Source organism: Tatumella sp. UCD-D_suzukii, assembly GCF_000611875.2.
Taxonomy (GTDB): domain Bacteria; phylum Pseudomonadota; class Gammaproteobacteria; order Enterobacterales; family Enterobacteriaceae; genus Tatumella; species Tatumella ptyseos.
In genome coordinates, this window is record NZ_JFJX01000045.1 from 67,690 (window position 1) to 92,505 (window position 24,816).

A 24,816-nucleotide genomic window follows, 5' to 3' on the forward strand; every position below is an offset into this window, starting at 1 on the left:
CCGTATTGCTAACCGGACCGTAAGCCACATTCTGTACCCTTAACCGTTTTGCCGGACCGTGAATATGATAAAATGCCGTTGTCGTGGCCGGGCTTTACGGCAACGGGGACAAACATGAGGCGAAAATGATGGAATTAGTCGGTAAAAAGATCCTGCTGGGGATCAGCGGTGGTATCGCCGCCTATAAAACTCCGGAACTGGTACGCCGTTTGCGCGAACGGGGCGCCGACGTCAGAGTCATGATGACGGATGCCGCAAAGGAATTTATTACCCCCCTGAGTTTGCAGGCTGTCAGTGGTTACCCGGTGCTTGATCATCTGCTGGATCCAGCCGCCGAAGCGGCGATGGGACATATTGAACTGGCAAAATGGGCAGATCTCGTCATTATCGCGCCGGCTACTGCAGATATTATCGCCCGTATCGGTCAGGGAATGGCAAACGACCTGGTGACCACAGCCTGTCTGGCCACCGCTGCGCCTGTCGCGGTAGTACCGGCAATGAACCAGCAAATGTACCGTTCGTCAATTACTCAGGAAAATTTGCATCGCCTTGAGAAACACGGAATACATCTCTGGGGACCGGACAGCGGAAGCCAGGCTTGTGGTGATATCGGCCTGGGAAGAATGCTTGACCCGGATGAGATCGTTCGCCATGCTATTTGCCTTGCCGGTGCTGTCACAGATTTGCAACATCTGAACGTAATGATCACTGCAGGCCCGACACAGGAAGCCCTGGATCCTGTGCGCTATATTACGAACCACAGCTCAGGTAAAATGGGGTTTGCCATCGCAGATGCCGCTGCCCGACGTGGTGCCAGTGTTACGCTGGTTGCCGGACCGGTAGTATTACCCACCCCGCACGGCGTCAGACGTATCGACGTAACGACGGCGCTTGATATGCAAGCGGCCGTCATGACGGATATCCGTCAGCAGCATATCTTTATCAGCACTGCGGCTGTCGCTGATTATCGGGCGGCAACCATAGCCAGTGATAAAATAAAAAAACAAGAGCAAAGTGATGACTCACTGATGCTACAACTGGTTAAAAATCCGGACATTGTTGCCGGTGTCGCAGCACTGGAACAGTATCGCCCCTATGTGGTCGGATTTGCGGCGGAAACACGTAATGTGGAAGAATACGCCCGGCAGAAAAGAATACGAAAACAGCTGGATTTAGTTTGCGCCAATGATGTGTCTCTGACTGAACAAGGATTCAAAAGTGACCATAATGCGCTTCACCTTTTTTGGCAGGAGGGAGAGAAAGTACTACCCCTTAGTACGAAACAACTCCTTGGCCAGCAATTATTAGACGAGATAGTCCGCCTTTATGAAGAAAAAAATCGACATTAAAATCCTCGACCCGCGTGTCGGGAAAGAATTCCCGCTGCCGGCTTATGCCACCCCGGGATCTGCGGGTCTCGACTTACGGGCTTGTATCGATGCACCGTTAACCCTTCAGCCAGGTGACACCACCTTGTTACCGACCGGACTGGCTATCCACGTCGCTGACCCTCAGCTGGCCGCTGTGATCCTGCCACGTTCCGGGCTTGGGCATAAGCACGGTATCGTTCTGGGAAACCTGGTCGGGTTGATCGATTCTGACTACCAGGGGCAGCTCATGGTTTCCGTCTGGAATCGCGCTCAGGAGGCATTTACCATCCAGCCAGGGGATCGCATTGCACAGTTAGTCTTTGTCCCGGTCGTACAGGCTGAGTTCAACCTGGTTGAAGAATTCAATACCAGTGAACGCGGTGAAGGCGGCTTTGGTCACTCCGGTCGTCAGTAATTTATCAGCAGCAACTTCTGTACCTTTCATCTTCCGGTTCCCTGGCAACAGATAACATGAACCGGAACTTGTGTGCTCACAAAAAGTGGCCAGTAAAAAAAGCCACTCAACACGGCACCGGTACTCCGGAGTTAGTGAACCGGTACAGCGTTTTAAGGTGATTTTCAGGGGTCCTTTAACACATGGCAGAAAAAAAGAACGCGAAACGGAATCGTCGCGAAGAGATTTTGCAGGCACTGGCGCAGATGCTGGAGTCCGGGGATGGTAGTCAGCGTATAACAACCGCTAAGCTGGCTGCGAATGTAGGCGTCTCAGAGGCAGCTCTGTATCGCCACTTTCCAAGCAAGACAAAAATGTTTGACAGTCTTATCGAGTTTATCGAAGACAGTCTGATTACCCGCATCAATCTTATTCTGAATGATGAAAAAGAAACGCTGATGCGGTTAAAACTGATTATCCAGTTAATCCTGGGTTTCGGTGAGCGTAACCCCGGGCTGACACGCATTCTTACCGGACATGCGCTGATGTTTGAGCAAGACCGTCTGCAGGACAGAATTAATCAATTATTTGAACGTATTGAAGTACAGCTGCGTCTGGTCATGCGTGAGAAAAAACTGCGTGAGGGCGAAGGTTTCATGACAGATGAAACTCTGCTGGCCAGCCAGTTACTGGCATTTTGTGAAGGGTTACTTTCGCGGTTTGTCAGATCAGAGTTCCGCTTCCGTCCGACTGCTGAGTTCGAAAGCCGCTGGCCCTTACTGGCAATGCAGCTTCAATAATTCAGCGGGCTGCTTGCCCGCTAGATTATTAAAGACGTCAGATGCCGTATTGTTGCTGGTATGCACGTACGGCTGTCAGATGCTCTGCCATTTCCGGTTTCTCTTCCAGATAGCAGATGAGATCATTCAGGGAAATGATTGACGTCACCTGGCACTGATAATCACGCTCAACTTCCTGAATGGCAGAAATATCACCGCGGCCCCGTTCCTGGCGATCCAGTGAAATTAATACTCCGGCCAGGGTGGCTTTATGCGCCGCAATAATTTCCATCGATTCACGGATAGCCGTACCGGCCGTGATGACATCATCCACCAGCATGATCCTTCCCTGTAACGGGCTGCCGACTAATAAGCCGCCTTCACCATGATCTTTAGCTTCCTTCCGGTTAAAGCAGTAAGGAACATCGTGGTCATGATGATCGGCCAGCGCCACTGCTGTCGTCGTGGCAATCGGAATACCTTTATAGGCGGGTCCGAAAAGTAAATCGAAGCTGATCCCTGAGTCCGTGAGCGCCTGTGCATAAAAACGGCCCAGGCGGGCTAAATCCCGTCCGGTATTAAAGAGACCTGCATTAAAGAAGTAAGGGCTCTTACGTCCTGATTTCAGCGTAAATTCGCCAAACTTCAGAACCTGTTTATCCAGTGCAAATTCAATAAATTCACGTTGCCAGGGTTTCATTTTATTCCTCATATAAAAAAAGCGACCCGGGGGTCGCCTGTCTGTCAGATCGCTAACGCAGCCTTTTGTGCATCGATCAGGGTATCAATACCGCCACGCGCCAGGGCCAACAGGCTGAGCAATTCTTCGTGGCTGAACGGTTCGCCTTCTGCCGTCCCCTGCACTTCGATCATTCTGCCATCTTCCATCATGACAACATTCATATCGGTATCTGCTGCTGAGTCTTCTACATATTCGAGATCACAGACAGCTTCTCCCTCTACAATGCCGACAGAAATCGCAGCGACCATACCTTTCATCGGGTTGGCTTTCAGTTTCCCGGCAGCCACGAGGGCATTCAGTGCATCGGCCAATGCCACACAGGCACCGGTAATAGATGCAGTACGGGTGCCGCCGTCAGCCTGGATCACATCACAATCCAGAGTGATGGTATATTCACCCAGAGCCTGTAAATCCACAGCAGCACGCAAAGAACGTGCGATCAGACGCTGGATTTCAAGGGTTCTTCCCCCCTGTTTCCCTTTCGCGGCTTCCCTGGCCATACGACTATGGGTAGAACGCGGTAACATACCGTACTCTGCGGTTACCCATCCCTGGCCTTTTCCTTTCAGAAAACGCGGGACACTTTCTTCCACTGTGGCCGTACAAAGTACTTTGGTTTCCCCGAATTCCACCAGCACTGAACCTTCAGCATGTTTGGTGTAATGGCGGGTCAGGGTGACTGGACGCACCTGTTGTGCACTACGGCCTGCTGGACGCATGTTCTTTCTCCGACGGCTATTAACTGGCTGCGCATTATACGGATTTCACTGCCTTATGCCTATGCCGGAACGATCAGTCCAGCGTTTTACGGTAACTGATGGCAGCGATAAAGAGCGTGATCATCGCTAATGAAGCCAGAGCCAGTAGCTCTGGCATAAGTTCACTGGCGGTATATCCCTTCAGCATCACCCCTTTTATCAGGCGAATAAACCAGGTTAATGGCAGGCAGGCCCCAATCCACTGCGCCCACACCGGCATACTGATAAAGGGGCTGATAAATCCTGAGAGCATAACCGAGGGAATAAAATAAAATGAAGACAGCTGTAACGCCTGTAACTGATTTTTGGCAATACCGGAGATGGTGACCCCGATGGCCAGGCAGAGAAAGATAAAAATAATGAGTACGACAAATAGCAAAAAAACACTGCCGAGCATCGGTATCTTAAACAGAAAAAGTGCAGATAAGAGGATCATTACCGACTGAAAACCGCCGATAATGACATAGGGCGTGATTTTCCCCAGGATCACTTCCATTCCTGTCACCGGAGATATGAGCAGGCTCTCCATCCCGCCATTTTCCCTTTCCCGCGTCACAGCCAGTGCAGTCATTAAGATCAGTGTGGTACTGAGGACAGAACCGATAATCCCGGGAACCGTATTATATTGCGTGATCCCTTCAGGATTAAACATACGGTGTATGACCAGCTCAAACTCTCCAGCCCCCTCTTCTGCACGTAAGACTTCCGGCAGATCATTTCTGAACATAGTTTTCGTCGCACCGGTCAGGGCACTGAGAGCATTATTGATGGCCAGCGGATCAACGGCATCGCCCTGCACTAAAATCCGGGGCTTTTCTCCGCGCAGAACCTGACGGGTAAAGCCCTCAGGTATTGTCAGGATAAACATAATATCACCACGGACAAAGGCTTGCCGGGCCTCTTCAGGGGACGGGAAAAGATGAAAATTAAAATAGTCTGTATTTTGGGCGGAACTGACAAACACCTGGCTCAACGGCCCGGTATCATAATTCAGTAATGCCGACGGCAAACGGTGGGGATCCATATTAACGGCATACCCCAGGATAATCAGCTGGGCAAGCGGGGTCATAAACACCATCAGGATACTGATTCTGTCGCGTCTTAATTCATGTAACTCTTTGATGACGACAGCCAGCCAGCGGATAAAAGAAAACTTACTGTTTATTATTTGCATCAGATTTCATCAGGCATGAAAACGCATCTTCCAGTGAGGTCACCACCGGAGAAATCGTGTGTTGTTCAGAAACAAGAGCAGACAGGATCGTGACCAGGTGCTCTTTATCCCGCGAAGTCACGTTCAGGTAATTTCCGCGAATAATAGTGTGCTCAATACCGGGACAGGAACGTAACCGGGTTTCGAGTAAAGAGAGCCCCTGACCCGCTATCTGCAGGGTAGTCAGATTTTGCTGACGGATAATTGACTGCGCAGTACCACTGGCTAATAAATCGCCGTAGGCCAGGTATGCCAACCGGTGACACCGTTCGGCTTCATCCATGTAGTGGGTACTGACAAGAATGGAGATACCCTGTGCAGAAAGCTGGTGCAGTATCTGCCAGAAATCTCTGCGGGAGTGCGGGTCAACGCCGGCAGTGGGTTCATCCAGGAATAACACCTGTGGCTGATGTACCAGGCATGCAGCCAGAGCCATACGTTGTTTCCAGCCGCCGGAGAGCGTCTTTGCAGGCTGATGCTGCCGCGAGCTCAGGCCAAGTTCAGAAAGCACTCTATCCACAGATTGCGCTTTATGGCTGATATTATGAAGGCGAGCCATAAAAAGCAGATTTTCCCGGATCGTCAGGTTCCCCCACATGGAGAATTGCTGGCTCATATAGCCGATACATTTTTTTATTTCGTCACGCTGCCTGAAAATATCTTTGCCCAGGCAATAACCCGAGCCGGAGTCCGGAGTAATAAGCCCGCACATCATGCGTATAGAGGTTGTCTTACCACTGCCATTCGGACCAAGAAACCCATGGATCTCCCCTTTATGAATATGCAGTGAAAAATCCCTGACGGCATGATGGTCACCAAAGTATTTATTCAGACCAGTGACACCAATACAATATTCACTCATCCGGGATGATCTCCACACGGTAAGGCTGCCCGATATTAATCAATGCTGCTGCACTTTTTTCCGGCACGGCCTCCGCCATATACACCAGTTTTTCTCTGCGCTCAGTGCTGTAAATCACCGGAGGAGAGTATTCTGCTTCCGGGCTGATGTAGTTAATCCGGCCGGCATAGGATTGCTTACAGCCATCACACACCAACTGAACTTTCATTCCCGTATGTAACGCACCCAGCTCTTTTTCCGGAATAAAAAAGCGTACCCGAACGTTCTCAGGAGAAAGCAGACTAATGAGCGGTCTTCCGGCAATCACCCGCTCACCGGGCCGATAGAGGGTATCGAACACCAGAGCATCCTGCGGCGCAATAAGCGTACTTTGTTGCAGTTCCCAACGGGCTTTATCCCTTTGTAACCTGGCAGACTCAACCTGTAATTGCTGACTTTCAATCAGGGCATCCCGGGCGGGTAGTTTTCCGACATCCAGTCTGGATTTCAGCTCCTCTACCCGGGCACTTTTTTGCCGGTAACCGGCAGCAGACTTTTGCCATTCATCCGCCGAAATAACCCCGGTACGATAGAGCTTTTGTAGCCGCGTATACTGTTTTTTCGCTAACTCTTCTTCTGAGAGCGCACTTTCAAGCTGGGCCCGGATCACGGCCAGCTCAGCTGGCCTTTCACCGGAAATGAGATCCGTCAGCCGCGCCTTCTCTGCCAGATATTCCTTTTCGCTGATTTCCAGTGTATTACGCGTTGTAAAAGCTTCCATCGTTAATAATGTCTGGCCTTTACGGACCTTATCGCCCTTTTTTACCCATAGCTGATCAATCCTTTCGTTAGCGGAGTAGGAAAGATAAATAAATTCACCGTATGAGTATCCCGGATATGTCGGTGGCGACTGAACGCGGCATGCTGTCAAACTCATCATCAGAATAAAAAACGCAACTTCCCTGTACTTCAGTAGCATATTATCAACTCCCTGAATATTTCTCTGTCAGGTTCAGAAGGGTAATAATTAATACACCGGAGATTATTATTGATAAATAAAATTTCAGTATATGTAAATAAAAAAGCAACTTATTAAAAGTAAATGCACCATAAACACTCAAAGATTAAAAATCAACTATAAAAAACAGAATAAAAAAACAAAAGAAACGGATTATTTCATGATTTCCCACAAAGTCCTATTTAATGATTAATTTCGCAAGGAGAAATAGAGTAATAAAATTATCTTTGAAATAAAATTCTTCCCGGATATAGAACAGAAATTAAAAAAATCTCATAAACGCGAAGAACGATACTTTTCCTTCCGGAAGATATGCGACTGATCAGATACCAGAAAAATGAATACCTTCTCCTGGTTACCACCGAAATCTGCGGGTAAAAAGTGTACAGCCGGTTCCCTGTAACAGGAAGCCGGGCCAGAAAATATGATTTCAAACATTACGTGAAATGTGTTGCGAGTTGTGGCTAAATACCTGCTTCTTTTCCAGTCAGGCGGATAGCATTGATATGCTTTATATACTCCATTTTTTGTTGGCCATTGTTGTCATTTTTTCTCTGGCACTTCTGTTCAGTCACGATCGTAAAAAAATCCGGCCGCGGATAATACTGCAGCTAATGGTTATTGAAGGCGCACTATCCTATTTTCTGCTTCACTCATCCGGCGGAACGATATTAGTTTCTGGTATTTCTGATTTTTTTGAAACTATTCTCAGGTTTGCGGCACAGGGAACCGATTTTGTCTTTGGCGATATGGCGAATCAGGGATTGGCCTTTGTATTCCTCGGGGTACTCTGCCCTATCGTCTTTATCTCAGCACTGATTGGTATCCTTCAACACTGGCGGATCCTGCCACTGTTTATCCGGGTTATCGGCACCGCATTATCCAAAGTCAACGGTATGGGTAAGCTGGAGTCCTTCAATGCTGTCAGTACCCTGATTTTTGGGCAGTCTGAGAATTTTATTGCTTACAAAGGTATCCTGGGAGACCTGTCACCACGCCGTATGTACACCATGGCAGCAACAGCGATGTCGACCGTATCGCTGTCGATTGTAGGCGCTTATATGACAATGATCGATGCCAGATATGTGGTCGCTGCTTTAATACTGAACATGTTCAGTGCCTTTATCGTGCTATCCATTATTAACCCCCTGAGTAATGATGAGGATCAGCAACCTGTCGCTCTGGAAAAATTGCACGAAGAACAGACTTTCTTCGAAATGCTGGGTGAGTATATTCTGGCTGGCTTCAAAGTCGCCATGATCATCACCGCGATGCTCATCGGTTTTATTGCTTTGATTTCTGCGGTGAATGCTATCTGCAGTAGCCTGTTTGGCTATAGCTTTCAGCAACTGCTGGGTTATGTGTTTTATCCGTTCGCGTGGCTGATTGGTATTCCGGCCAGTGATGCATTGCATGCAGGAAGCATTATGGCAACCAAGCTGGTCTCAAGTGAGTTTGTTGCGATGATCGACCTGAAAAAGATTGCTGCTGATTTCACTCCCCGCGGGCTGGGTATTTTATCTGTCTTCCTGGTGTCATTTTCTAACTTCGCGTCGATCGGTATCGTTGCAGGTACGATTAAAGGTCTGGATGAGAAGCAAGGGAACGTTGTATCACGCTTCGGCTGGAAACTGGTCTACGGGTCAACGCTGGTCAGTCTGCTTTCAGCGGCATTTGCCGGGCTGTTTTTATAAAACGGGTTGCAGAAACCACGGGCGGAGAGAACCTCTCCGCCCCGGAAATCAGAAATCAACGCAGACGTTATTATCAACACGCATGACGGATTCCTGTTCAAATCTCTGTTTGTAGATTTGACGCAATTGTTCAATTTTCTGATCATTCTCTTTATCAGCAGAATGGATCAGCATCAGAGCTTTACTGTTCTCTCTTGCCAGACGTCCATCGTCCCCCAGCCATTGCCCTTTCGCATTATAGACAGAGAGACCGTCTTTAAAGCGTGGCGTGACATCATGATCGATAAATGCCTGCCAGGCTTTTTCCGTAATATTACTCCCGTGAGGACGGCTGAGACCAAACCATAAGGTCGTCTGGACCTGCACGGTACCATGAGCACATGTATTTTTGACCACGGCCGGTGCTACTGTCGGGGGTAATGGTGCCGGATGAGGCACATTGTGAGCTTGCTGACACCCTGCCAGTAATGCAGCCATCGCCAGACTGTAAATCATCTGTTTTTTCATTATTTTCTTCCTGTAAGTAAACTCCGCCAACATAGTAAAGCCTTTTATGAAAAACCGATATGCTGATTGTTACGGGTTACCTCTGGGCACCCTGTTCCGCGATCGTTATAATCGACTATCACTTCATCAATATGAGTACCCGATATGATCCGCAGTATGACCGCCTACGCACGCAGTGAAATCAAAGGTGACTGGGGCAGTGCCACCTGGGAACTACGCTCGGTAAACCAGCGCTATCTGGAAACTTATATGCGTCTCCCGGAGCAATTTCGCAGCCTGGAACCAATGATCCGTGAACGTATACGTCATCGTCTGACTCGCGGAAAAATCGAATGTGCCCTGCGCTTTGATGCCAGCCAGAGTGCACAGTCTGAGCTGATGCTAAATGAAGGCCTGGCCCGACAGCTTATTCAGTCAGCTAACTGGGTTAAGCTGCAGACGGATGAAGGCAGTATCAATCCGCTGGATATTTTACGCTGGCCGGGAGTGATGGCAGCTGCAGAGCAGGATCTGGATGCTATCAATAAGCAGCTGATGGCAGCGCTGGAAGTGGCTCTGGACGATTTCATTACTGCCCGTGAGGCCGAAGGTAAAGCATTACAGACGATGATTGAACAGCGTCTGGAAGGCGTTTCTCAGCAGGTCATTAATGTCCGCGCCCGCATGCCTGAAGTACTGAAATGGCAGCGCGAACGGCTGACCACTAAACTGGAAGAGGCCGATGTTCAGCTGGAAAATAACCGGCTGGAGCAGGAACTGGTGATGATGGCACAACGTATTGATGTGGCAGAAGAGCTGGACCGTCTTGAAGCCCACGTGAAAGAAACTTACAACATTCTGAAGAAAAAAGAAGCTGTGGGTCGTCGTCTGGACTTTATGATGCAGGAGTTTAACAGGGAGTCGAATACACTGGCATCGAAATCGATCAATGCCGATATCACTGCCTCAGCCATTGAGCTAAAGGTACTGATTGAGCAAATGCGCGAGCAGATCCAGAATATAGAGTAACGTTGCATACTGTCGCATTCAGTAGCATAAAGCCAATACAGCCCGCTAAATGCGGGCTTTTTAATTTTCATGCTGTCGCATATGAACGCATAATATCGCGGGTAAATGGTGTACCCAAAGGTGTACCCAAAGGTGTACCCAAAGGTGTACCCAAACGTATTTACACGACCCAGTTTGGGTACACCCCCTATTCAACATACAGACGGCACTATGGCAAAGTTGACAGATATCCAGATAAGGGCATGGATAAAGGCCGGAGAACGGTTTGAGGGGCGCTCAGACGGTAAGGGGCTTTACCTGCGTTACCGGGCAGGGGCTGTACAACGTTTACACTTCAACCCACCAGCGCGTATTATTCCCTGTGAAGACCTCCACGGACGATAACACAAGGAATGTATCACGATGGTCGCACTACAGCTCCCCTGTACCCTATTCAAAACTCAAAAATGGATGGACGACTACAGCGCCAGTGATATGCGCTGCGGCGATCTGACCGAAGCACAGTTAAAATCCCATTACGGGCTGGTGGATGTTTCAACCAGGGCCAATCCTTATACCCTGACGAAAATCACCCCGTTTAATCAGCCACAGTCTATGTTTTATGGCTCCCGTGGAGAAGGGGAAAAGATCACCCGGCAGCAATGCACCAATATCCTGTTTGATGAGTTCCGCGATTTATCGCGCATGTTCTCGATTTATGGCCCATACAAACACCTGATCGAAAAGATGATCACCCATATGCAGTATGGTAATGGCAAACCGTTCACCAGTATGCACCTGGACAGTGCTTTGAAGGATCACATTATCCGAGATAACAATCCAGATAACAGTACACGCCTGTTATTGAAAGAAGCTTTTAGCACAGCGGTTGACTGGGAAAATAAATGCTTACAGGTAAGCAAAAAAGATGAATTAAGGATTGCTATATCTCGTGGAAAACTCCCTAAATTTGACCGCTTTCAGGATAATTTCAACGGTATGGGGATCACCGTGCATGATACCTGGGCAACGCACATCACCATAAAATCGTTACAGGTGGATAATGACCGCTACCGGGCGGTTGTACATTACAAAGTCCAGGATCACTTTGGCCTTGATGTTGATGATATTTCAAAATTCAAGTTCAACCAGTTCCGCTTTTTCCGCATCTGGTTTGTGCTACAGCGATATAACCAGTTTGGTTTCAAGCCATTTATCACCAATATGGAAGCAACCGTAGAAATCACTGGGGGGCACAATGACAGTAAAAAATAAAAAAATATTGATTCTTTTTTTCCTGGCTGTTTGTGTTTTACTGGGTTACCGGATTTGGCTGTGTTTACGTCCTGTAGAGATTGTCGCGGTTCATCAGGAAAATAACTATAGCGATGTTTTAGTTAGAAGCTTCCCACCGACAGATAAGGGAAAAATAAGCTGGTGGCTGGAAAATAAAAATATGTTGAAAGAAAAATATGGCATTCCAAAGCCTGACTCAGATGGTTTGTTCACTATCATTTTTTGGTATTTTGGTGACGGATACAAAGAAGAAGGGAAATATGACAGGCTGTGTTTTGAAGATATGAAACTACCTAAAAATTGTATAGAAAAAAACAGAGTTTTCTCAGTTAGTGACAGTAAAAACATGGGACTTTCTTTTACTACTCATGATGAAATATATCGCATGAGGAAAAACGGGAAGATAGTAAAAGACGAATCCGATTAGGTTTGCCACCCTCGCGTAGAGACAGCAATAAAATCATCCCCTGCCCGGCTTGCACCAGCCATGCATAAGTATCAAAATGCTCAGGAGGCTATCTCGACGGAGAGAAAAGCGGCAGCGCCTTACCGCCTGCCTCAACCCCTTTTCAGTAAGGCGAACGTAGCAGATGGTGAGATCATCGGCTCACCATCCCGGCCCGTTATTTTTTGCGGCCACTCAGCGACAGCGCAGGGCTACACCGTTAAAAGCACCCCGGAAAGCTGGCGCGATAATGTAGCCCGGCTGGTGGCCGGTAATCCCTCAATGGTAACAGCTATCGCGGCAGCGTTCGCCGCTCCCATGCTGGCGCTGACATGAGAACAAAGGCGCTCCGGGGAAAGCCTGTATGCTGTATACGCTTCTGCGCCCTCCCTGACGACTTAAGAGCCACAGGATCTGCCAGCACGCATCACCCCTGGTTTACTTCATTTTTAACTGACAACATTCATAGCGGGTCAGGCAGGGATCTGATTTTTCCCCGGGCGCTGGTACTTCCCTGCTGCCCGGAGTACTCTGCATACAGAGGCTGCTTTTTAGCCAGTACGATCTAAGGAACAGATCATGATAAATGCACTGCAACTTCCCTGTACCCTTTTCAGGACGCAGAAGCGAATAGATGACTACAGTGCCGGCGATATGCGCTGTGGAGAGTTAACCGAAACCCAATTAAGAACATACTACGGCCTTGAGTATATTTCTGATCAGGCAGACCCCTGGACGCTGACCCGGCGCTCTTCCATGGATCGTCCTCAGTCCATGTTCTGCTGTAATCTGCGTGACCCGGGTAAAAAAATCACCCGCCAGCAGTGCGCCGCCATCCTGTTCGATGAATTCCGCTTTTTATCCCGCCAGTTCTCCTTCTGCGGCCCCTATCGTCATCTGATTGAAAAGATGATCACCCATATGCAGACTGGCAACGGTACCCCCTTCAGGGATGTGCTCCTGGACAGAGCATTGAAAGAACAGATTCTCAATGACATAACTGATAAGAGTACATTTTTCCGAATAAAAGAAGTAATTAAAAACTATATTAATTGGGAAAAAAACACCTTTCCGATAGAAAAAAAAGACGAATTTCGTAAAACAATATCTGGTAGTAAATTACCTAAATTTGACAGATTTCAGGATAATTTTAATGGCATGGGTATTACGGTTCATGACACCTGGGCAACAGACATCACCCTGAGATCACTGCAGATTCATAATGACCGTTACCGGGCCGTAGTGCATTACAAGGTACAGGATCATTTTGGCCTCGACAGCGACGATATACTGAAAACACAATTCAGTCAGTTCCATTTCTTCCGTATCTGGTTTGTTCTCCAGCATTACATACAGTTTGGCTTCAGACCTTTCATGACCAATATGGAAGCCACTGTAGAAATCACCGGGGTTCGTCATGAGAGCTAATACCAGAAACATTCTGTTAGTTCTTGTCATTATTGTAGGTACTTTGACAGGCTATGTTTTTTGGCTCAACTTACGCCCGGTAGAAATTGTTGCAATTCATAATGATGGTAACTATAGCTCAATCCTTGTAAAAAACTTTCCTATTACAGATAAAGGGAAAACAGACTGGTGGTTGAAGAATAAAGATATAATAAAAAGTCGCTATAATATTCCAAAACCTGCCACTTATGGTGGTTATGATGTGACTTTTTGGAATTTTGGTGAGGGATACAAAGAAGATAAATATGACAGACTCTGTTTCGAGGATATGCAGACAAAAATCAACTGCATCGATAAAGAACCTGTATTTACTATAAAAAGGTTTAACTATGATAGAGAGATATTTATCACTTATGAAGGGCGATATAAATTGAACGATAATGGAAAGTTAATGAAATTCCGGCGCGAATAGAACTGATCTTCTGCGCATAAGCAGAACAAAATGTGCTGATATTCTTGTCGAAAAATAGTAAAACCCGCTTACCGGATATCATAGTTTTGATGCCCGTTAATGCACTCCGGAAATTCATACCTCTCTGTGGGACAGGAATCTGATTTTTCCCCGGGCGCTGGTACTTCCCTGCTGCCCGGAGTACTCTGCACACAGAGGCTGCTTTTTAGCCAGTACGATCTAAGGAACAGATCATGATAAATGCACTGCAACTTCCCTGTACCCTTTTCAGGACGCAGAAGCGAATAGATGACTACAGTGCCGGCGATATGCGCTGTGGAGAGTTAACCGAAGCTCAATTAAGAACATGCTATGGCCTGGATTATATTTCTGATCAGGCAGACCCGTGGACGCTGACCCGGCGCTCTTCCATGGATCGTCCTCAGTCCATGTTCTGCTGTAATCTGCGTGGCCAGGGTAAAAAGATCACCCGCCAGCAGTGTGCCGCCATCCTGTTTGATGAATTCCGCTTTTTATCCAGACAGTTCTCTTTCTACGGCCCCTACCGTCATCTGATTGAAAAGATGATCACCCATATGCAGACTGGCAACGGTACCCCCTTCAGGGATATGCTCCTGGACAGGGCATTGAAAGAACAAATCATCAGGGATAACTCCAGAGAAAATAGTACACGCTTGTTATTGGAAGAAGGATTAAAAAAATATATCGACTGGGATAGAAAGTATTACCCGCCCCATCAAAAAAGTGAACTACCAAAAGCCATCCTTGAAGGACGATTACCTAAATTCGATAGGTTTCAGGATAATTTTAATGGTATGGGTATTACTGTTCATGACACCTGGGCAACAGACATCACCCTGAGATCACTGCAGATTCATAATGACCGTTACCAGGCCGTAGTGCATTACAGGGTACAGGATAATTTTGGCCTCGACAGCGACGATATACTGAAAACACAATTCAGTCAGTTCCATTTCTTCCGTATCTGGTTTGTGCTCCAGCATGATACTCGGTTTGGGTTCAGACCATTTATGACCAATATGGAAACCACTGTAGAGATTAACGGAGGCCGTAGTGAAAGTTAACTATCAGGTAAGTCTGTTCATGCTGTCATTCTTCGCCTGCCTGCTATCAGCCAGCGTAATCTGGCTGTCACTGCGTACGGTAGAAATCGTCGCTGTACACGAAAATGGTAATCATAGTTATATTTTAGTGAAACATTTCCCTTTTACAGATAGAGGGAGAATAAATTGGTGGCAGGAAAACAAGCAGATGCTTAAAAACAGGTATGGAGTCCCCCGGCCTGACACTGATGGTTTTTTTACTGTTATCTTTTGGGATTTTGGTGATGGGTATAAAGAAGAAGGTAAATATGACAGACTCTGTTTCGATGATATGAACCCACCAGCCAATTGTATAGAAAAGAATAAATTATTTACTGTCAACTACGGCAGGAATATGGGCCTGTATTTTACCACTAATAATGAAAGGTATTTTATTAACAAAGACGGTAACATTATAAAAATGAAAGACGATTAAACCGCTCTTCCTGTTGCAGTGTCAGCGATATAGTGACTCGTTCTGCCGAAAATCTGTCGAAGACATCCTGAAGTAACAAAATAACAGAATGTATTCTCCGTCAATTCACAGACAGACTGCTGGCGCTGACATGTGAACAAAGGCACTCCGGGGAAAGCCTGATGCTGTATACGCTTCTGCGCCCCCCCTGACGACTTAAGAGCCACAGGATCTGCCAGCACGCATCACCTCTGGTTTACTTCATTTCTAACTGACAACATTCATAGCGGATCAGACAGGAATCTGATTTTCCCCCCGGGCGCTGGTACTTCCCTGCTGCCCGAAGTACTCTGCATACAGAGGCTGCTTTTTAGCCAGTACGATCTAAGGAACAGATCATGATAAATGTACTGCAACTTCCCTGCACCCTTTTCAGGACGCAGAAACGCAGGGATGACTATAGTGCCGGCGATATGCGCTGTGGAGAGTTAACCGAAGCCCAATTAAGAACATGCTATGGCCTGGATTATATTTCTGATCAGGTAGATCCCTGGACGCTGACCCGGCGCTCTTCCATGGATCGTCCTCAATCCATATTCTGCTGCAATCTGCGTGGCCCGGGTAAAAAGATCACCTGCCAGCAGTGTGCCGACATCCTGTTTGATGAATTCCGCTTTTTATCCAGCCAGTTCTCTTTCTGCGGCCCTTACCGTCATCTGATTGAAAAGATGATCACCCATATGCAGACTGGCAACGGTACCCCCTTCCGGGATATGGCCCTGGACAGGGCGCTAACGGAGCAAATTATCAGGGACTCTTCGGAGAAAAACAGTACACGTATCCTGTTATTAAAAGCCTTACGAACAGGTATCAGTTGGGAAAAAACGTATCTTCCGGCAGTAAACCAGGACAAATTGAGAAAAAGTATTGTTGAGGGGCGATTACCAAAATTTGACAGGTTCGGAGACAACTTTAACGGCATGGGGGTTACCGTTCATGATACCTGGGCAACCCATATCACCCTGAGATCACTGCATATTAATAATGGCCATTTCGTGGCAGTAGTACATTACAAAGTTCAGGATCACTTTGGTCTGGATAGTGACGATATACTGAAAACAAAGTTCAGCCAGTTCCATTTCTTTCGTATCTGGTTTGTGCTCCAGCATTACACTCAATTCGGCTTCAGGCCATTTATGACCAACATGGAAGCCACTGTCGAGATTTCCGGGGGGCGTAATGAAAGCTAAAAATAAAAATCTCCTTTGTACATTATTCACAATGAGTTGCGTCCTGATGGGTTATTTTTTCTTGTTTCCGTTACGTACTACAGAAGTGGTTGCCGTCCATGAAGATGGAGAATTCAGCTCTGTCCTGGTAAAAAACTTCCCGTTTACAGATCGGGGAAAAATAGACTGGTGGATTAAAAAAAACCTTGAACTGAAAGAAAAATATAATATCCCAAAGCCTGACAGTGATGGGTTTTCCTCGATAGTTTTTTGGGATTTTGGCGATGGTTACAAAGAGGAAGGAAAATATGACAGGCGCTGCTTTACTGATATGAAGCCACCCATAAATTGTATTGATAAAAACTCTCTGATGATTGTGAGGAATTTTAATAAAAAAATAACTTTTATCTCTCTGGATAGCGGAACCTACCGGATATACAAGAAAGGGAAAATAGTAAAAAATAAATCAGAGTAGCTCCTTCCTGCCTCGCAGAAGAAAGCACTACATTTACCGGATCCGCTAAAAAACGACCAATATGGAAGCCACTGTAGAGCTTACCGGGGGACGCGATGAAAGATAAACTAAAAATAATTATTTCTGTTCTAGGTATAACCAGCTGCGCGTTGACTGGCTACTTTTGGTGGTTGGCCTCACGACCGGTAAAAATTATCGCTGTCCATCAGGAGGATAATTTCAGCGAGATCTTGGTAAAAAACTTCCCATTTACCGATAAAGGAAAGATAAATTGGTGGCTGGAAAATAAAGACTCATTGAAAATAAAATATAAAATCCCCTCTCCTTCATCCTCTGGTAATTTTTATGTGAGTTTTTGTGATTTTGGCGAAGGATATAAAGAAGAAGGGAAGTATGATCGCCGCTGCTTTAATGACATGAATACCCTTGAAAACTGCATAGATAAAAATTCCGTTTTTTCTGTCGAGAACACCAGGAACAAAGAAATTATATTTACCGTCTACAATGGAAGATATCTGATGAAAAATGACGGTAACATCATAAAGCTGAAAGACGAGTAAACCACTCCCCACCGTATACCGATAGCCCTGAATTTTCCGATCGGCGGAACACCTGCCACCGCAGTAAGCAAGATACAATCATTGTGATTTCCGGCTATTTATACCCCATATGGAAGCCCCAACAGAGATCCCCTGGAATACGCATTCGGACGTTAGCGGAAGATACCCTATGTCCGGTAATTACCGGATCAGATAATGGCTCATGCCACCACGACGGGCATGAGCCTCTTAGTCTGTTAGTGAGCCTGTTCCCAGTTATCACCGATACCGATATCCACCTGCAAAGGTACATCAAGCTTCAGACTACTTTCCATGATCTCCCGGATTTTCCCGGTGGCGATCTCAATTAATGACGTATCAATTTCAAAAACCAGTTCATCGTGAACCTGCATAATCATTTTGATTTTTGCCGGGTCCTGTGACTTCAGCCAGTCATCGACGCCAATCATGGCACGCTTGATGATGTCAGCTGCAGTCCCCTGCATTGGCGCATTGATCGCCGCACGTTCAGCCGCTTTGCGCCGAATGGCATTCCCTGAATTGATATCCGGCAGATACAGTCTCCGCCCTTCCAGCGTTTCCACATACCCTTTTTCAGCAGCACTCTGCCGGGTAGATTCCATATAACGTAATACACCCGGGTAGCGCTCAAAATACAGATCCATATACTTTTTCGCCTCACCCGGAGCAATATTTAACTGTCGTGAAAGGCCGAAAGAACTCATCCCGTAAATCAGACCAAAGTTGATCGCTTTCGCGCTCCGGCGTTGTTCCGCACTGACTTTTTCCACTGTGGTTCCGAAGACCTCAGCAGCCGTCGCTTTATGAATATCTTCACCCTGTGCAAATGCATTCAGTAAACCGCTATCCTGTGACAGATGAGCCATGATCCTCAGTTCAATCTGAGAATAGTCAGCCGCCAGAATTTTCTGTCCCTGAGACGCGATAAAGGCATGACGAATACGCCGTCCTTCCTCATTACGTACAGGAATATTTTGCAGGTTCGGATCCGTCGACGACAGACGCCCGGTAGCAGTGACAGCCTGATGATAAGAGGTATGTACGCGCCCCGTCAGCGGATTAATCATCTGCGGTAACTTATCGGTATAGGTTGTCTTCAGTTTAGAGAGTCCGCGGTGCTCCAGAATAACTTTTGGTAACGGATAATCCAGTGCCAGTTCCGCTAAGACTTCTTCACTGGTTGACGGTGCACCACCCGGGGTTTTTTTCGTCGGTTTAATCCCCTGTTTTTCAAAAAGGATTGTCTGTAACTGCTTGGGGGATGACAGATTAAAGGCTTCACCGGCCAGTTCATGGGCTTTCTGTTCCAGCTCTGCCAGACGTGCGGTCAGTTGTCGTGAGTGCTCTGCCAGCATGGCCGGATCAATAAGCACACCATTACGCTCTACCCGGGATAATACCGGAACCAGCGGGATCTCAATGCCGTTTAATACTTTCAGTGGACCCGGCTCTTTTTCCAGTAAGGGCCAGAACTTCAGGTGTAATTGCAGAGTAACATCAGCATCCTCTGCCGCATAAACACTGGCTTGTTCCAACGCAATCTGGTTGAAGGTCAGTTGTTTTTTACCTTTTCCGGCAATTTCTTCAAACGTTACGGTTTTATGGTTCAGCCAGCGCTGGGCCAGGCTATCCATATCATGTTTACCGGCAACACTGTTCAGAATGTAGGACTCAAGCATGGTATCGAAATGAAGACCCCGTAGCTCGATATCATAGTTCTCCAGCACACCACGATCGTATTTCAGGTTCTGACCAACTTTACTGCGGCTTTCATCTTCCAGCAGCCCTTTCAGCCTCGCTAAAACATATTTACGATCAAGCTGGGCTGGCGCATCGAGATAATCATGAGCCACCGGCAGGTAAGCTGCTTCACCGGGGGCGACAGCAAAAGAAAGCCCGACAATATTGGCCGACAATGTATCCAGAGAATCTGTTTCCAGATCGAAGGCAAACAACTCACAGTTATTCAGTTTTTCGAGCCAGGTCTCAAAGGTCTGCTCATCCAGGATAGTGACATAGTTTTCCGTCGAAAGAGTCGACTCAGCAGGCGCAGATGTAACTTCAGGTGCCTGTTCCGCCACTTTTTTTGCCGGTTTTTTGTCATCCAGCCAACGGCCATCATCGACTTCACTGATCCAGCGCTTAAATTCATAACGACTGAACAGAGAGAGCAGAACCTCATTATCCGGAGGATTAACGCCGAGCGCCTCGCAGCCAGGCAGTTCTGCAACATCGGTTTTAATGGTCGCCAGCTGATATGACAGGAACGCAACATCCTTATTCTGTTCCAGTTTGGCAGCCATTGTTTTTGCACCACGGAATGAGAGGCTGGCCACCTTATCCAGGTTATCATAGATGGTCACCATGCTTCCTAACCCCTGAAGCAATGCCTGTGCTGTTTTTTCACCCACTCCGGGAACGCCCGGAATATTATCTGAAGAGTCTCCCATCAATGCGAGGTAATCGATAATGAGTTCAGGGGGAATACCGTATTTCCCGGCCACTTCTTCAGGGCCGAGGATAGTATTGTTCATGGTATTAATCAGGGTGATATTAGGCGTAACCAGCTGTGCCATATCTTTATCACCGGTACTGATGAGGACCGGACGCCCCTGTTTATCAGCTTCCCGGGCCAGTGTCCCGATAACATCATCTGCTTCAACCCCGGAGATCACCAGCACAGGCCATCCCATCGCTTTAACCATTTGGTGTAATGGCTCTATCTGTGCCCGGAGATCATCAGGCATCGGGGGACGATGAGATTTATAATCTTCGAACAGCTCGTCACGAAATGTTTTGCCTTTGGCATCAAAAACCACGGCCGCATGGCTGGGTTTATATTGAAGTAACAGGCTTTTCAGCATGTTCAGAACACCGTACATTGCACCCGTTGGTTCACCGGCACTGTTCGTCAACGGGGGGAATGCATGATATGCACGGTAGAGGTAAGAAGATCCATCTACCAGAATCAGGGGGTTTTCTGCAATTTGAGCCATAGGTTGCTATTTCTTCTTCGCTGTTGGTAATAACTAAGGATGCCACATCACTGGCAGAATGTTGAACGGAAGCGCACACGTGCCTCGAAATTTATTTATCTGCCGGATAGATCGCACTGATCTTCCTGTGGATAACTTTGTGCGTAAAATTTAACTCAGATCCGGGATTATAATCACACTCTCCGGGAGTTATAAAAAAAACCATTTAAATCATATCAATAGGCATTTTTATAATTGATCATTATCGTTATGCTGCTATATGTATCTTGTGGATATTCATTATCACAAGTGTTTTTAACACTGATTATAATAAAAAAAAACGCCGCTTTCGCGGCGCTATGCTCTTATCGCTGAGAGTTATTTCGATACCAGATATTTGACGACATTCACATAGTCGGCAACAAAGTTATTCATTGAACTGGTATCCAGACCGGCATTGTTCACCTGGTACTTACCATCAACAAATACAGAAGGGACACCACTGATATTGAAGTCACTGGCTGCTTTTTCCTGCTGGCTGACTAACGCCTTAACAGCAAAGCTGTTCCAGGCGGCATCATACTCTTCAGAAGAAATACCTGCGGCTTTGATAAAGACCGCTTTCAGGGAAGCCGGGTCAACAATAGTCTGTGTTTTCTGTAAACCATCAAAGATAGGGTCGACAACTTTATCTTCTACGCCTAATGCCATCGCGACTGCCCAGGCATGAGTGACGACCGGAGCAAAATCGCCCCCCAGGAAATCAACATGGTAGCGGGTAAACTGTACACCTTTAGGCAGGCTATCAATGACTGCCTGGTTGATGTGATAAGTCCGCTCGAAATCGTAGCAGTGAGGGCAAAAGAACGAAAAGAACTCAACCACTTTAGGCGCGCCATTAACGCTTTTATCCAGAGTGATATATTGTTTTCCCTCAGTAAATGAGGATGCAGATACGGCAGCACTGAAGACCAGCATCATACCAACTAACGCGAACCAGATCTTTTTCATTGTTAAACTACTCCAGGTAACGTAATCAAAATTGCGAATGTAACGGCGATACAGGCTGATGGAGTAACTTTTCCTGTTCAGAGAAAATAGCCACCTGCCTGCGCCAGAAATCGTCTTCTGCCATCCAGGGAAAAGCCCTCGGAAATGCAGGATCCTGCCAGCGCTTCAGGATCCATGCTAAATAATAAACCATGCGCATGACACGTAAAGGTTCAATCAGTTTCAATTCATTAACATCAAAGTCGCTGAATTCTGAGTAAGCTTCTAACAGGATATCCCACTGGATCGCTTGTTCCTGGCGATCACCATTCACCAGCATCCATAAATCCTGCACCGCGGGACCACTACGGGCATCATCAAAGTCCACAAAGCACGGCCCGTCACGCCACAGTATATTTCCCGGGTGACAGTCACCATGCAGCCTTAAGGGTGCGCTGATATCATACCAGGCCTGCCTGAGCGTAATACCCAGCCTTTCAAGAACAGAAAGTAATTCCTGTTTTATCGCCGGGGAGATCAGGGGTGATGCCGCCACAGTCTGACAGGGTTCCGCAAAGTACTCCTGTAATCCGATAACCGGTCGATGACTGAATGTTCCCTGCCGGCTTATCTGGTGGAGCCTGCCCAGACTGCGGCCAACAGCTTCCAGCTGGTCATAATTATCCGTTTCATATTCCCTTCCGCCCATGCCAGGAAAGACAGCAAACCAGAAGCCATGAGCATGGTGCAGAGTCTTACCTTCGAAAGAAAGAGGTGCGACGACAGGAACATCCCCGGCAGCCAGTTCCAGAGTAAACTGATGTTCTTCAAGTAATTGTTGTTCATTCCAACGGTGCGGGCGATAAAATTTTGCGACATAGCGCTTTTTATCTTCATCACTGAATTGCCATACCCTGTTTTCATAACTGTTCAGGGCAGTGAGACCCGAGTCTACACGAATCCCGGTATCCCACAGAACATCCAGAATGCTCTCCGGATCGAGTGTTTTAAAATTGAAAGCCGCATCGCTCATAAGTATTCATATCGCTATCTTCTGACCTGGCCCAAGAATACCATTATCTGACGAGCTTAGTCTTTAATAACACCGCGGGCTTTCAGTAGCGCCGTTTTGAAATCCTCCTCATAATCTTTTTTCAATCCCGGAATGGCTTCAGTCTTAGCGGTCTGCCTCAGTTTCAGATGGTAGATAAGTACATCATCAGGCAGTGACGAAAGATCTCCCCGGTATCCTGATTCTCCGGCAAGCTGTTGTAAAAACTGCAACAGGTTGAGATCCGGTACCTCCCTCCAGGCCGGTAACAGTAACTCAAGAACTTCGGTAAGACGTTTATCTTTCATCCTAAAACTCCCTGCGGGGTTATAATTAACCCTTAAATTATCAGGGTTATCTCCACATGAAAAGCGAGGTTATATGAAGAATATTACCGGCGTCATCCTTGCCGGCGGAGCCGCAAGGCGCATGGGGGGGAAAGATAAAGGACTACGAATATTTAAACAGCAACCGCTGTTTATGCATGTGGTCAATCGCTTTGCACCACAGGTGTCTGCGCTGCTGATCAGCGCTAACAGACATCAGGAAATCTATGCACAATCCGGATATCCGTGTATCGCTGATAGCTTAAACGGCTTTCAGGGGCCACTGGCCGGGATATTAAGCGGGCTTTCCCAATCAGAAAATGAATGGGTTGCATTTTCTTCCTGCGATTCTCCCTTCATTCCTCCCTGTTTTGTCAGGGACTTATGGCTGGGGAAAGATCATGCCCCTGCCTGCTGGATCCGTTCATCACAACGGGACCATCCGGTCTTTTGCCTGCTGAACCGACAGTTGCTTCCATCATTGCAGGTTTATCTCGATTCCGGGGAACGACGGGTCTTACAATTCCTGCGTCAGCATGGAAAGAGTGTGTCTGTTGATTATCCGGAGCAGGCTTTTTTGAATATCAACACTGAGCAGGAACTGAAAGCCTGTGAGGCAATGCAATGAGTTTACCAATACTGGGTATTTCTGCCGTGAGCGGAACAGGTAAAACTACATTACTGAAAAAACTGATCCCGTTATTAAAGCAACAGGGTATACGTCCCGGACTGATAAAGCATACACATCATCAGATGGATATTGATTATCCCGGTAAGGACAGTTATGAGCTACGCAAAGCCGGGGCCAGCCAGGTGATGGTCGCAAGTCGCGAACGTTGGGCTCTTATCAGTGAAACTCCGGAAAATTCGCCTGAATTAATGGCGTTAGCTCAGAAGATGTCGCAGGAAACACTGGATATTATTCTGGTAGAAGGGTTCAGGCAGGAGCCTATACCCAAAATTGTACTCTGGCGACACGGATGTACGGGCACCCCTCACACATTAATCGATGAATATACCCTCGCCCTGGCCAGTGACACCCCGGCAGACGGACTCGCGGTAAGCTGGCTTGATATTAATCAGCCGGCATCGATTGCGGAGTTTATTCATCAGTGGTGTCTTAGCCAGCATGATCAACCATCACAAAAAGGGATTTGATCGTGGCTGTTGCGATCTGCTGGCAGCAGAGACGATGATTACTGCATCAGGACATAGTAGTAAATCACGAGCCTGACGGCTGAACCTGAGTCGGGTTGTAATTCAATGGAAACACTCAGCACATCATTCAGTCGTCACATTAAAGGCTGTGGTGAGCTCACGGAGTCTCTCCACGCCCTTTTTCCCGGCCGGAATGCAAAAAGGCCGCCCCTCAGGGCGGCCTCTGCCTTTTCATGCCGCCGCCGCCGGGGGGTTCCCCGGTGCCCGCAGACATGCTTAATAAAAAATGTGATAAAAATTCCATAACAAAAAGGCCATCCGTGAGGATGGCCTGTCTGTTTTATTGGATGCCTGGCAGTTCCCTACTCTCGCATGGGGAGACCCCACACTACCATCGGCGCTACGGCGTTTCACTTCTGAGTTCGGCATGGGGTCAGGTGGGACCACCGCGCTCTTGCCGCCAGGCAAATTCTTTGTGCGGAAATGAATCTTTTTCGTTCATACGGCGTTGGTTTCCCTTGTGCTGTTCAGTCACATACTTATGTATGCTCCTTCTCATCACGCGGTTACCGCCTTGTCTGAACGTAAAA

General features: G+C 47.2%; 27 protein-coding genes, 1 rRNA gene and 1 pseudogene. 18 read left to right on the plus strand and 11 right to left on the minus strand.

The features are described 5' to 3' along the window. Positions 1-128: 128 nt before the first annotated feature. From coaBC to slmA, 3 genes are all read left to right on the plus strand, one after another. Positions 129-1,349, plus strand: a complete 1,221-nt coding sequence (gene coaBC / locus CG67_RS07985) for a bifunctional phosphopantothenoylcysteine decarboxylase/phosphopantothenate--cysteine ligase CoaBC (protein ID WP_025902422.1) — start codon at positions 129-131, stop codon at positions 1,347-1,349. After that, positions 1,327-1,785 carry a dUTP diphosphatase gene (gene dut / locus CG67_RS07990; protein ID WP_025902423.1) on the plus strand — a complete coding sequence of 153 codons (459 nt, stop codon included), beginning with the start codon at positions 1,327-1,329 and terminating at the stop codon, positions 1,783-1,785. The genes coaBC and dut overlap by 23 nt, the downstream gene beginning before the upstream one ends. Positions 1,786-1,967: 182 nt before the next feature. Then, positions 1,968-2,564 carry a nucleoid occlusion factor SlmA gene (gene slmA / locus CG67_RS07995; protein ID WP_025902424.1) on the plus strand — a complete coding sequence of 199 codons (597 nt, stop codon included), beginning with the start codon at positions 1,968-1,970 and terminating at the stop codon, positions 2,562-2,564. 37 nt (positions 2,565-2,601) lie between these two features. Here the strand turns inward: slmA and pyrE are convergent, their stop codons facing one another. The 5 genes from pyrE to CG67_RS08020 form a co-directional block, all read right to left on the minus strand. Next, positions 2,602-3,243, minus strand: a complete 642-nt coding sequence (gene pyrE / locus CG67_RS08000; protein ID WP_025902425.1) for an orotate phosphoribosyltransferase — start codon at positions 3,241-3,243, stop codon at positions 2,602-2,604. Positions 3,244-3,287: 44 nt separating this feature from the next. Next, positions 3,288-4,004: a ribonuclease PH gene (rph, locus tag CG67_RS08005; RefSeq protein WP_025902426.1), complete on the minus strand. Its 717-nt coding sequence runs from the start codon at positions 4,002-4,004 to the stop codon at positions 3,288-3,290. 73 nt (positions 4,005-4,077) lie between these two features. Beyond that, positions 4,078-5,217, minus strand: coding sequence for an ABC transporter permease (locus tag CG67_RS08010; RefSeq protein ID WP_025902427.1), 1,140 nt, complete (start codon positions 5,215-5,217; stop codon positions 4,078-4,080). After that, positions 5,198-6,118: an ABC transporter ATP-binding protein gene (locus tag CG67_RS08015; protein WP_025902428.1), complete on the minus strand. Its 921-nt coding sequence runs from the start codon at positions 6,116-6,118 to the stop codon at positions 5,198-5,200. Before CG67_RS08015 ends, CG67_RS08010 begins: the two co-directional genes overlap by 20 nt. Continuing rightward, positions 6,111-7,076 carry an HlyD family secretion protein gene (locus CG67_RS08020; RefSeq protein ID WP_025902429.1) on the minus strand — a complete coding sequence of 322 codons (966 nt, stop codon included), beginning with the start codon at positions 7,074-7,076 and terminating at the stop codon, positions 6,111-6,113. The genes CG67_RS08015 and CG67_RS08020 overlap by 8 nt, the downstream gene beginning before the upstream one ends. A 545-nt stretch (positions 7,077-7,621) precedes the next feature. Here CG67_RS08020 and CG67_RS08025 point away from each other — a divergent pair. Further along, entirely contained in the window at positions 7,622-8,809 is a 1,188-nt protein-coding gene (locus tag CG67_RS08025) for a NupC/NupG family nucleoside CNT transporter (protein ID WP_025902430.1), read from the plus strand. Between the two features lie 48 nt (positions 8,810-8,857). On the opposite strand, the gene CG67_RS08030 is transcribed toward CG67_RS08025, so the two are convergent. Then, positions 8,858-9,316: a DUF3574 domain-containing protein gene (locus CG67_RS08030; RefSeq protein WP_025902431.1), complete on the minus strand. Its 459-nt coding sequence runs from the start codon at positions 9,314-9,316 to the stop codon at positions 8,858-8,860. A gap of 144 nt (positions 9,317-9,460) precedes the next feature. On the opposite strand from CG67_RS08030, the gene CG67_RS08035 reads away from it, so the two are divergent. The 12 genes and pseudogenes from CG67_RS08035 (at position 9,461) to CG67_RS08085 (ending at position 17,705) form a co-directional block, all read left to right on the plus strand. After that, on the plus strand, positions 9,461-10,324 hold the full coding sequence (locus CG67_RS08035; RefSeq protein WP_025902432.1) for a YicC/YloC family endoribonuclease: 864 nt from the start codon (positions 9,461-9,463) through the stop codon (positions 10,322-10,324). 105 nt (positions 10,325-10,429) lie between these two features. Continuing rightward, positions 10,430-10,633: pseudogene (locus CG67_RS18555) on the plus strand (hypothetical protein); the annotation flags it as partial. A 93-nt stretch (positions 10,634-10,726) separates the two neighbouring features. Further along, positions 10,727-11,578, plus strand: coding sequence for a YPO3983 family protein (locus tag CG67_RS08040; RefSeq protein ID WP_025902433.1), 852 nt, complete (start codon positions 10,727-10,729; stop codon positions 11,576-11,578). After that, positions 11,562-12,026: a DUF943 family protein gene (locus tag CG67_RS08045; RefSeq protein WP_025902434.1), complete on the plus strand. Its 465-nt coding sequence runs from the start codon at positions 11,562-11,564 to the stop codon at positions 12,024-12,026. The genes CG67_RS08040 and CG67_RS08045 overlap by 17 nt, the downstream gene beginning before the upstream one ends. A 60-nt stretch (positions 12,027-12,086) precedes the next feature. Further along, on the plus strand, positions 12,087-12,380 hold the full coding sequence (locus CG67_RS18795) for a DUF927 domain-containing protein (protein WP_025902435.1): 294 nt from the start codon (positions 12,087-12,089) through the stop codon (positions 12,378-12,380). 243 nt (positions 12,381-12,623) lie between these two features. Next, a complete protein-coding gene (locus tag CG67_RS08055; protein WP_029991668.1) occupies positions 12,624-13,472 on the plus strand; it encodes a YPO3983 family protein in 849 nt (282 codons plus the stop codon). After that, the gene (locus CG67_RS08060) at positions 13,462-13,923 is read left to right on the plus strand and encodes a DUF943 family protein (protein ID WP_025902437.1); all 462 of its coding nucleotides are present in this window, start codon (positions 13,462-13,464) and stop codon (positions 13,921-13,923) included. The genes CG67_RS08055 and CG67_RS08060 overlap by 11 nt, the downstream gene beginning before the upstream one ends. 236 nt (positions 13,924-14,159) lie before the next feature. Continuing rightward, a complete protein-coding gene (locus CG67_RS08065) occupies positions 14,160-15,008 on the plus strand; it encodes a YPO3983 family protein (protein WP_025902438.1) in 849 nt (282 codons plus the stop codon). Further along, on the plus strand, positions 14,998-15,462 hold the full coding sequence (locus tag CG67_RS08070; RefSeq protein WP_025902439.1) for a DUF943 family protein: 465 nt from the start codon (positions 14,998-15,000) through the stop codon (positions 15,460-15,462). The genes CG67_RS08065 and CG67_RS08070 overlap by 11 nt, the downstream gene beginning before the upstream one ends. Before the next feature lie 377 nt (positions 15,463-15,839). After that, positions 15,840-16,691 (plus strand): YPO3983 family protein, encoded by an 852-nt coding sequence (locus CG67_RS08075; RefSeq protein ID WP_038024748.1) that lies wholly within the window; start codon positions 15,840-15,842, stop codon positions 16,689-16,691. Further along, entirely contained in the window at positions 16,681-17,145 is a 465-nt protein-coding gene (locus CG67_RS08080) for a DUF943 family protein (protein ID WP_025902441.1), read from the plus strand. The genes CG67_RS08075 and CG67_RS08080 overlap by 11 nt, the downstream gene beginning before the upstream one ends. Before the next feature lie 95 nt (positions 17,146-17,240). Then, positions 17,241-17,705, plus strand: coding sequence for a DUF943 family protein (locus CG67_RS08085; protein ID WP_025902442.1), 465 nt, complete (start codon positions 17,241-17,243; stop codon positions 17,703-17,705). A 236-nt stretch (positions 17,706-17,941) separates the two neighbouring features. Here the strand turns inward: CG67_RS08085 and polA are convergent, their stop codons facing one another. The 4 genes from polA to CG67_RS08105 all read right to left on the minus strand — a co-directional run bounded on the left by polA (position 17,942) and on the right by CG67_RS08105 (position 23,050). Further along, complete coding sequence (gene polA, locus CG67_RS08090) at positions 17,942-20,722, minus strand: DNA polymerase I (RefSeq protein ID WP_025902443.1); 2,781 nt, start codon at positions 20,720-20,722, stop codon at positions 17,942-17,944. Between the two features lie 357 nt (positions 20,723-21,079). After that, positions 21,080-21,712, minus strand: coding sequence for a thiol:disulfide interchange protein DsbA (dsbA, locus tag CG67_RS08095; RefSeq protein ID WP_025902444.1), 633 nt, complete (start codon positions 21,710-21,712; stop codon positions 21,080-21,082). 25 nt (positions 21,713-21,737) lie between these two features. Then, entirely contained in the window at positions 21,738-22,724 is a 987-nt protein-coding gene (locus tag CG67_RS08100) for a serine/threonine protein kinase (protein WP_025902445.1), read from the minus strand. Positions 22,725-22,780: 56 nt separating this feature from the next. Further along, entirely contained in the window at positions 22,781-23,050 is a 270-nt protein-coding gene (locus CG67_RS08105) for a DUF1040 family protein (protein ID WP_025902446.1), read from the minus strand. Between the two features lie 73 nt (positions 23,051-23,123). On the opposite strand from CG67_RS08105, the gene mobA reads away from it, so the two are divergent. Continuing rightward, positions 23,124-23,696, plus strand: coding sequence for a molybdenum cofactor guanylyltransferase MobA (gene mobA / locus CG67_RS08110; RefSeq protein WP_025902447.1), 573 nt, complete (start codon positions 23,124-23,126; stop codon positions 23,694-23,696). Next, positions 23,693-24,226 (plus strand): molybdopterin-guanine dinucleotide biosynthesis protein MobB, encoded by a 534-nt coding sequence (gene mobB, locus CG67_RS08115; protein ID WP_025902448.1) that lies wholly within the window; start codon positions 23,693-23,695, stop codon positions 24,224-24,226. The genes mobA and mobB overlap by 4 nt, the downstream gene beginning before the upstream one ends. A 349-nt stretch (positions 24,227-24,575) precedes the next feature. Here the strand turns inward: mobB and rrf are convergent. Then, positions 24,576-24,691 (minus strand): 5S ribosomal RNA (gene rrf / locus CG67_RS08120). Between the last annotated feature and the right edge of the window lie 125 nt (positions 24,692-24,816).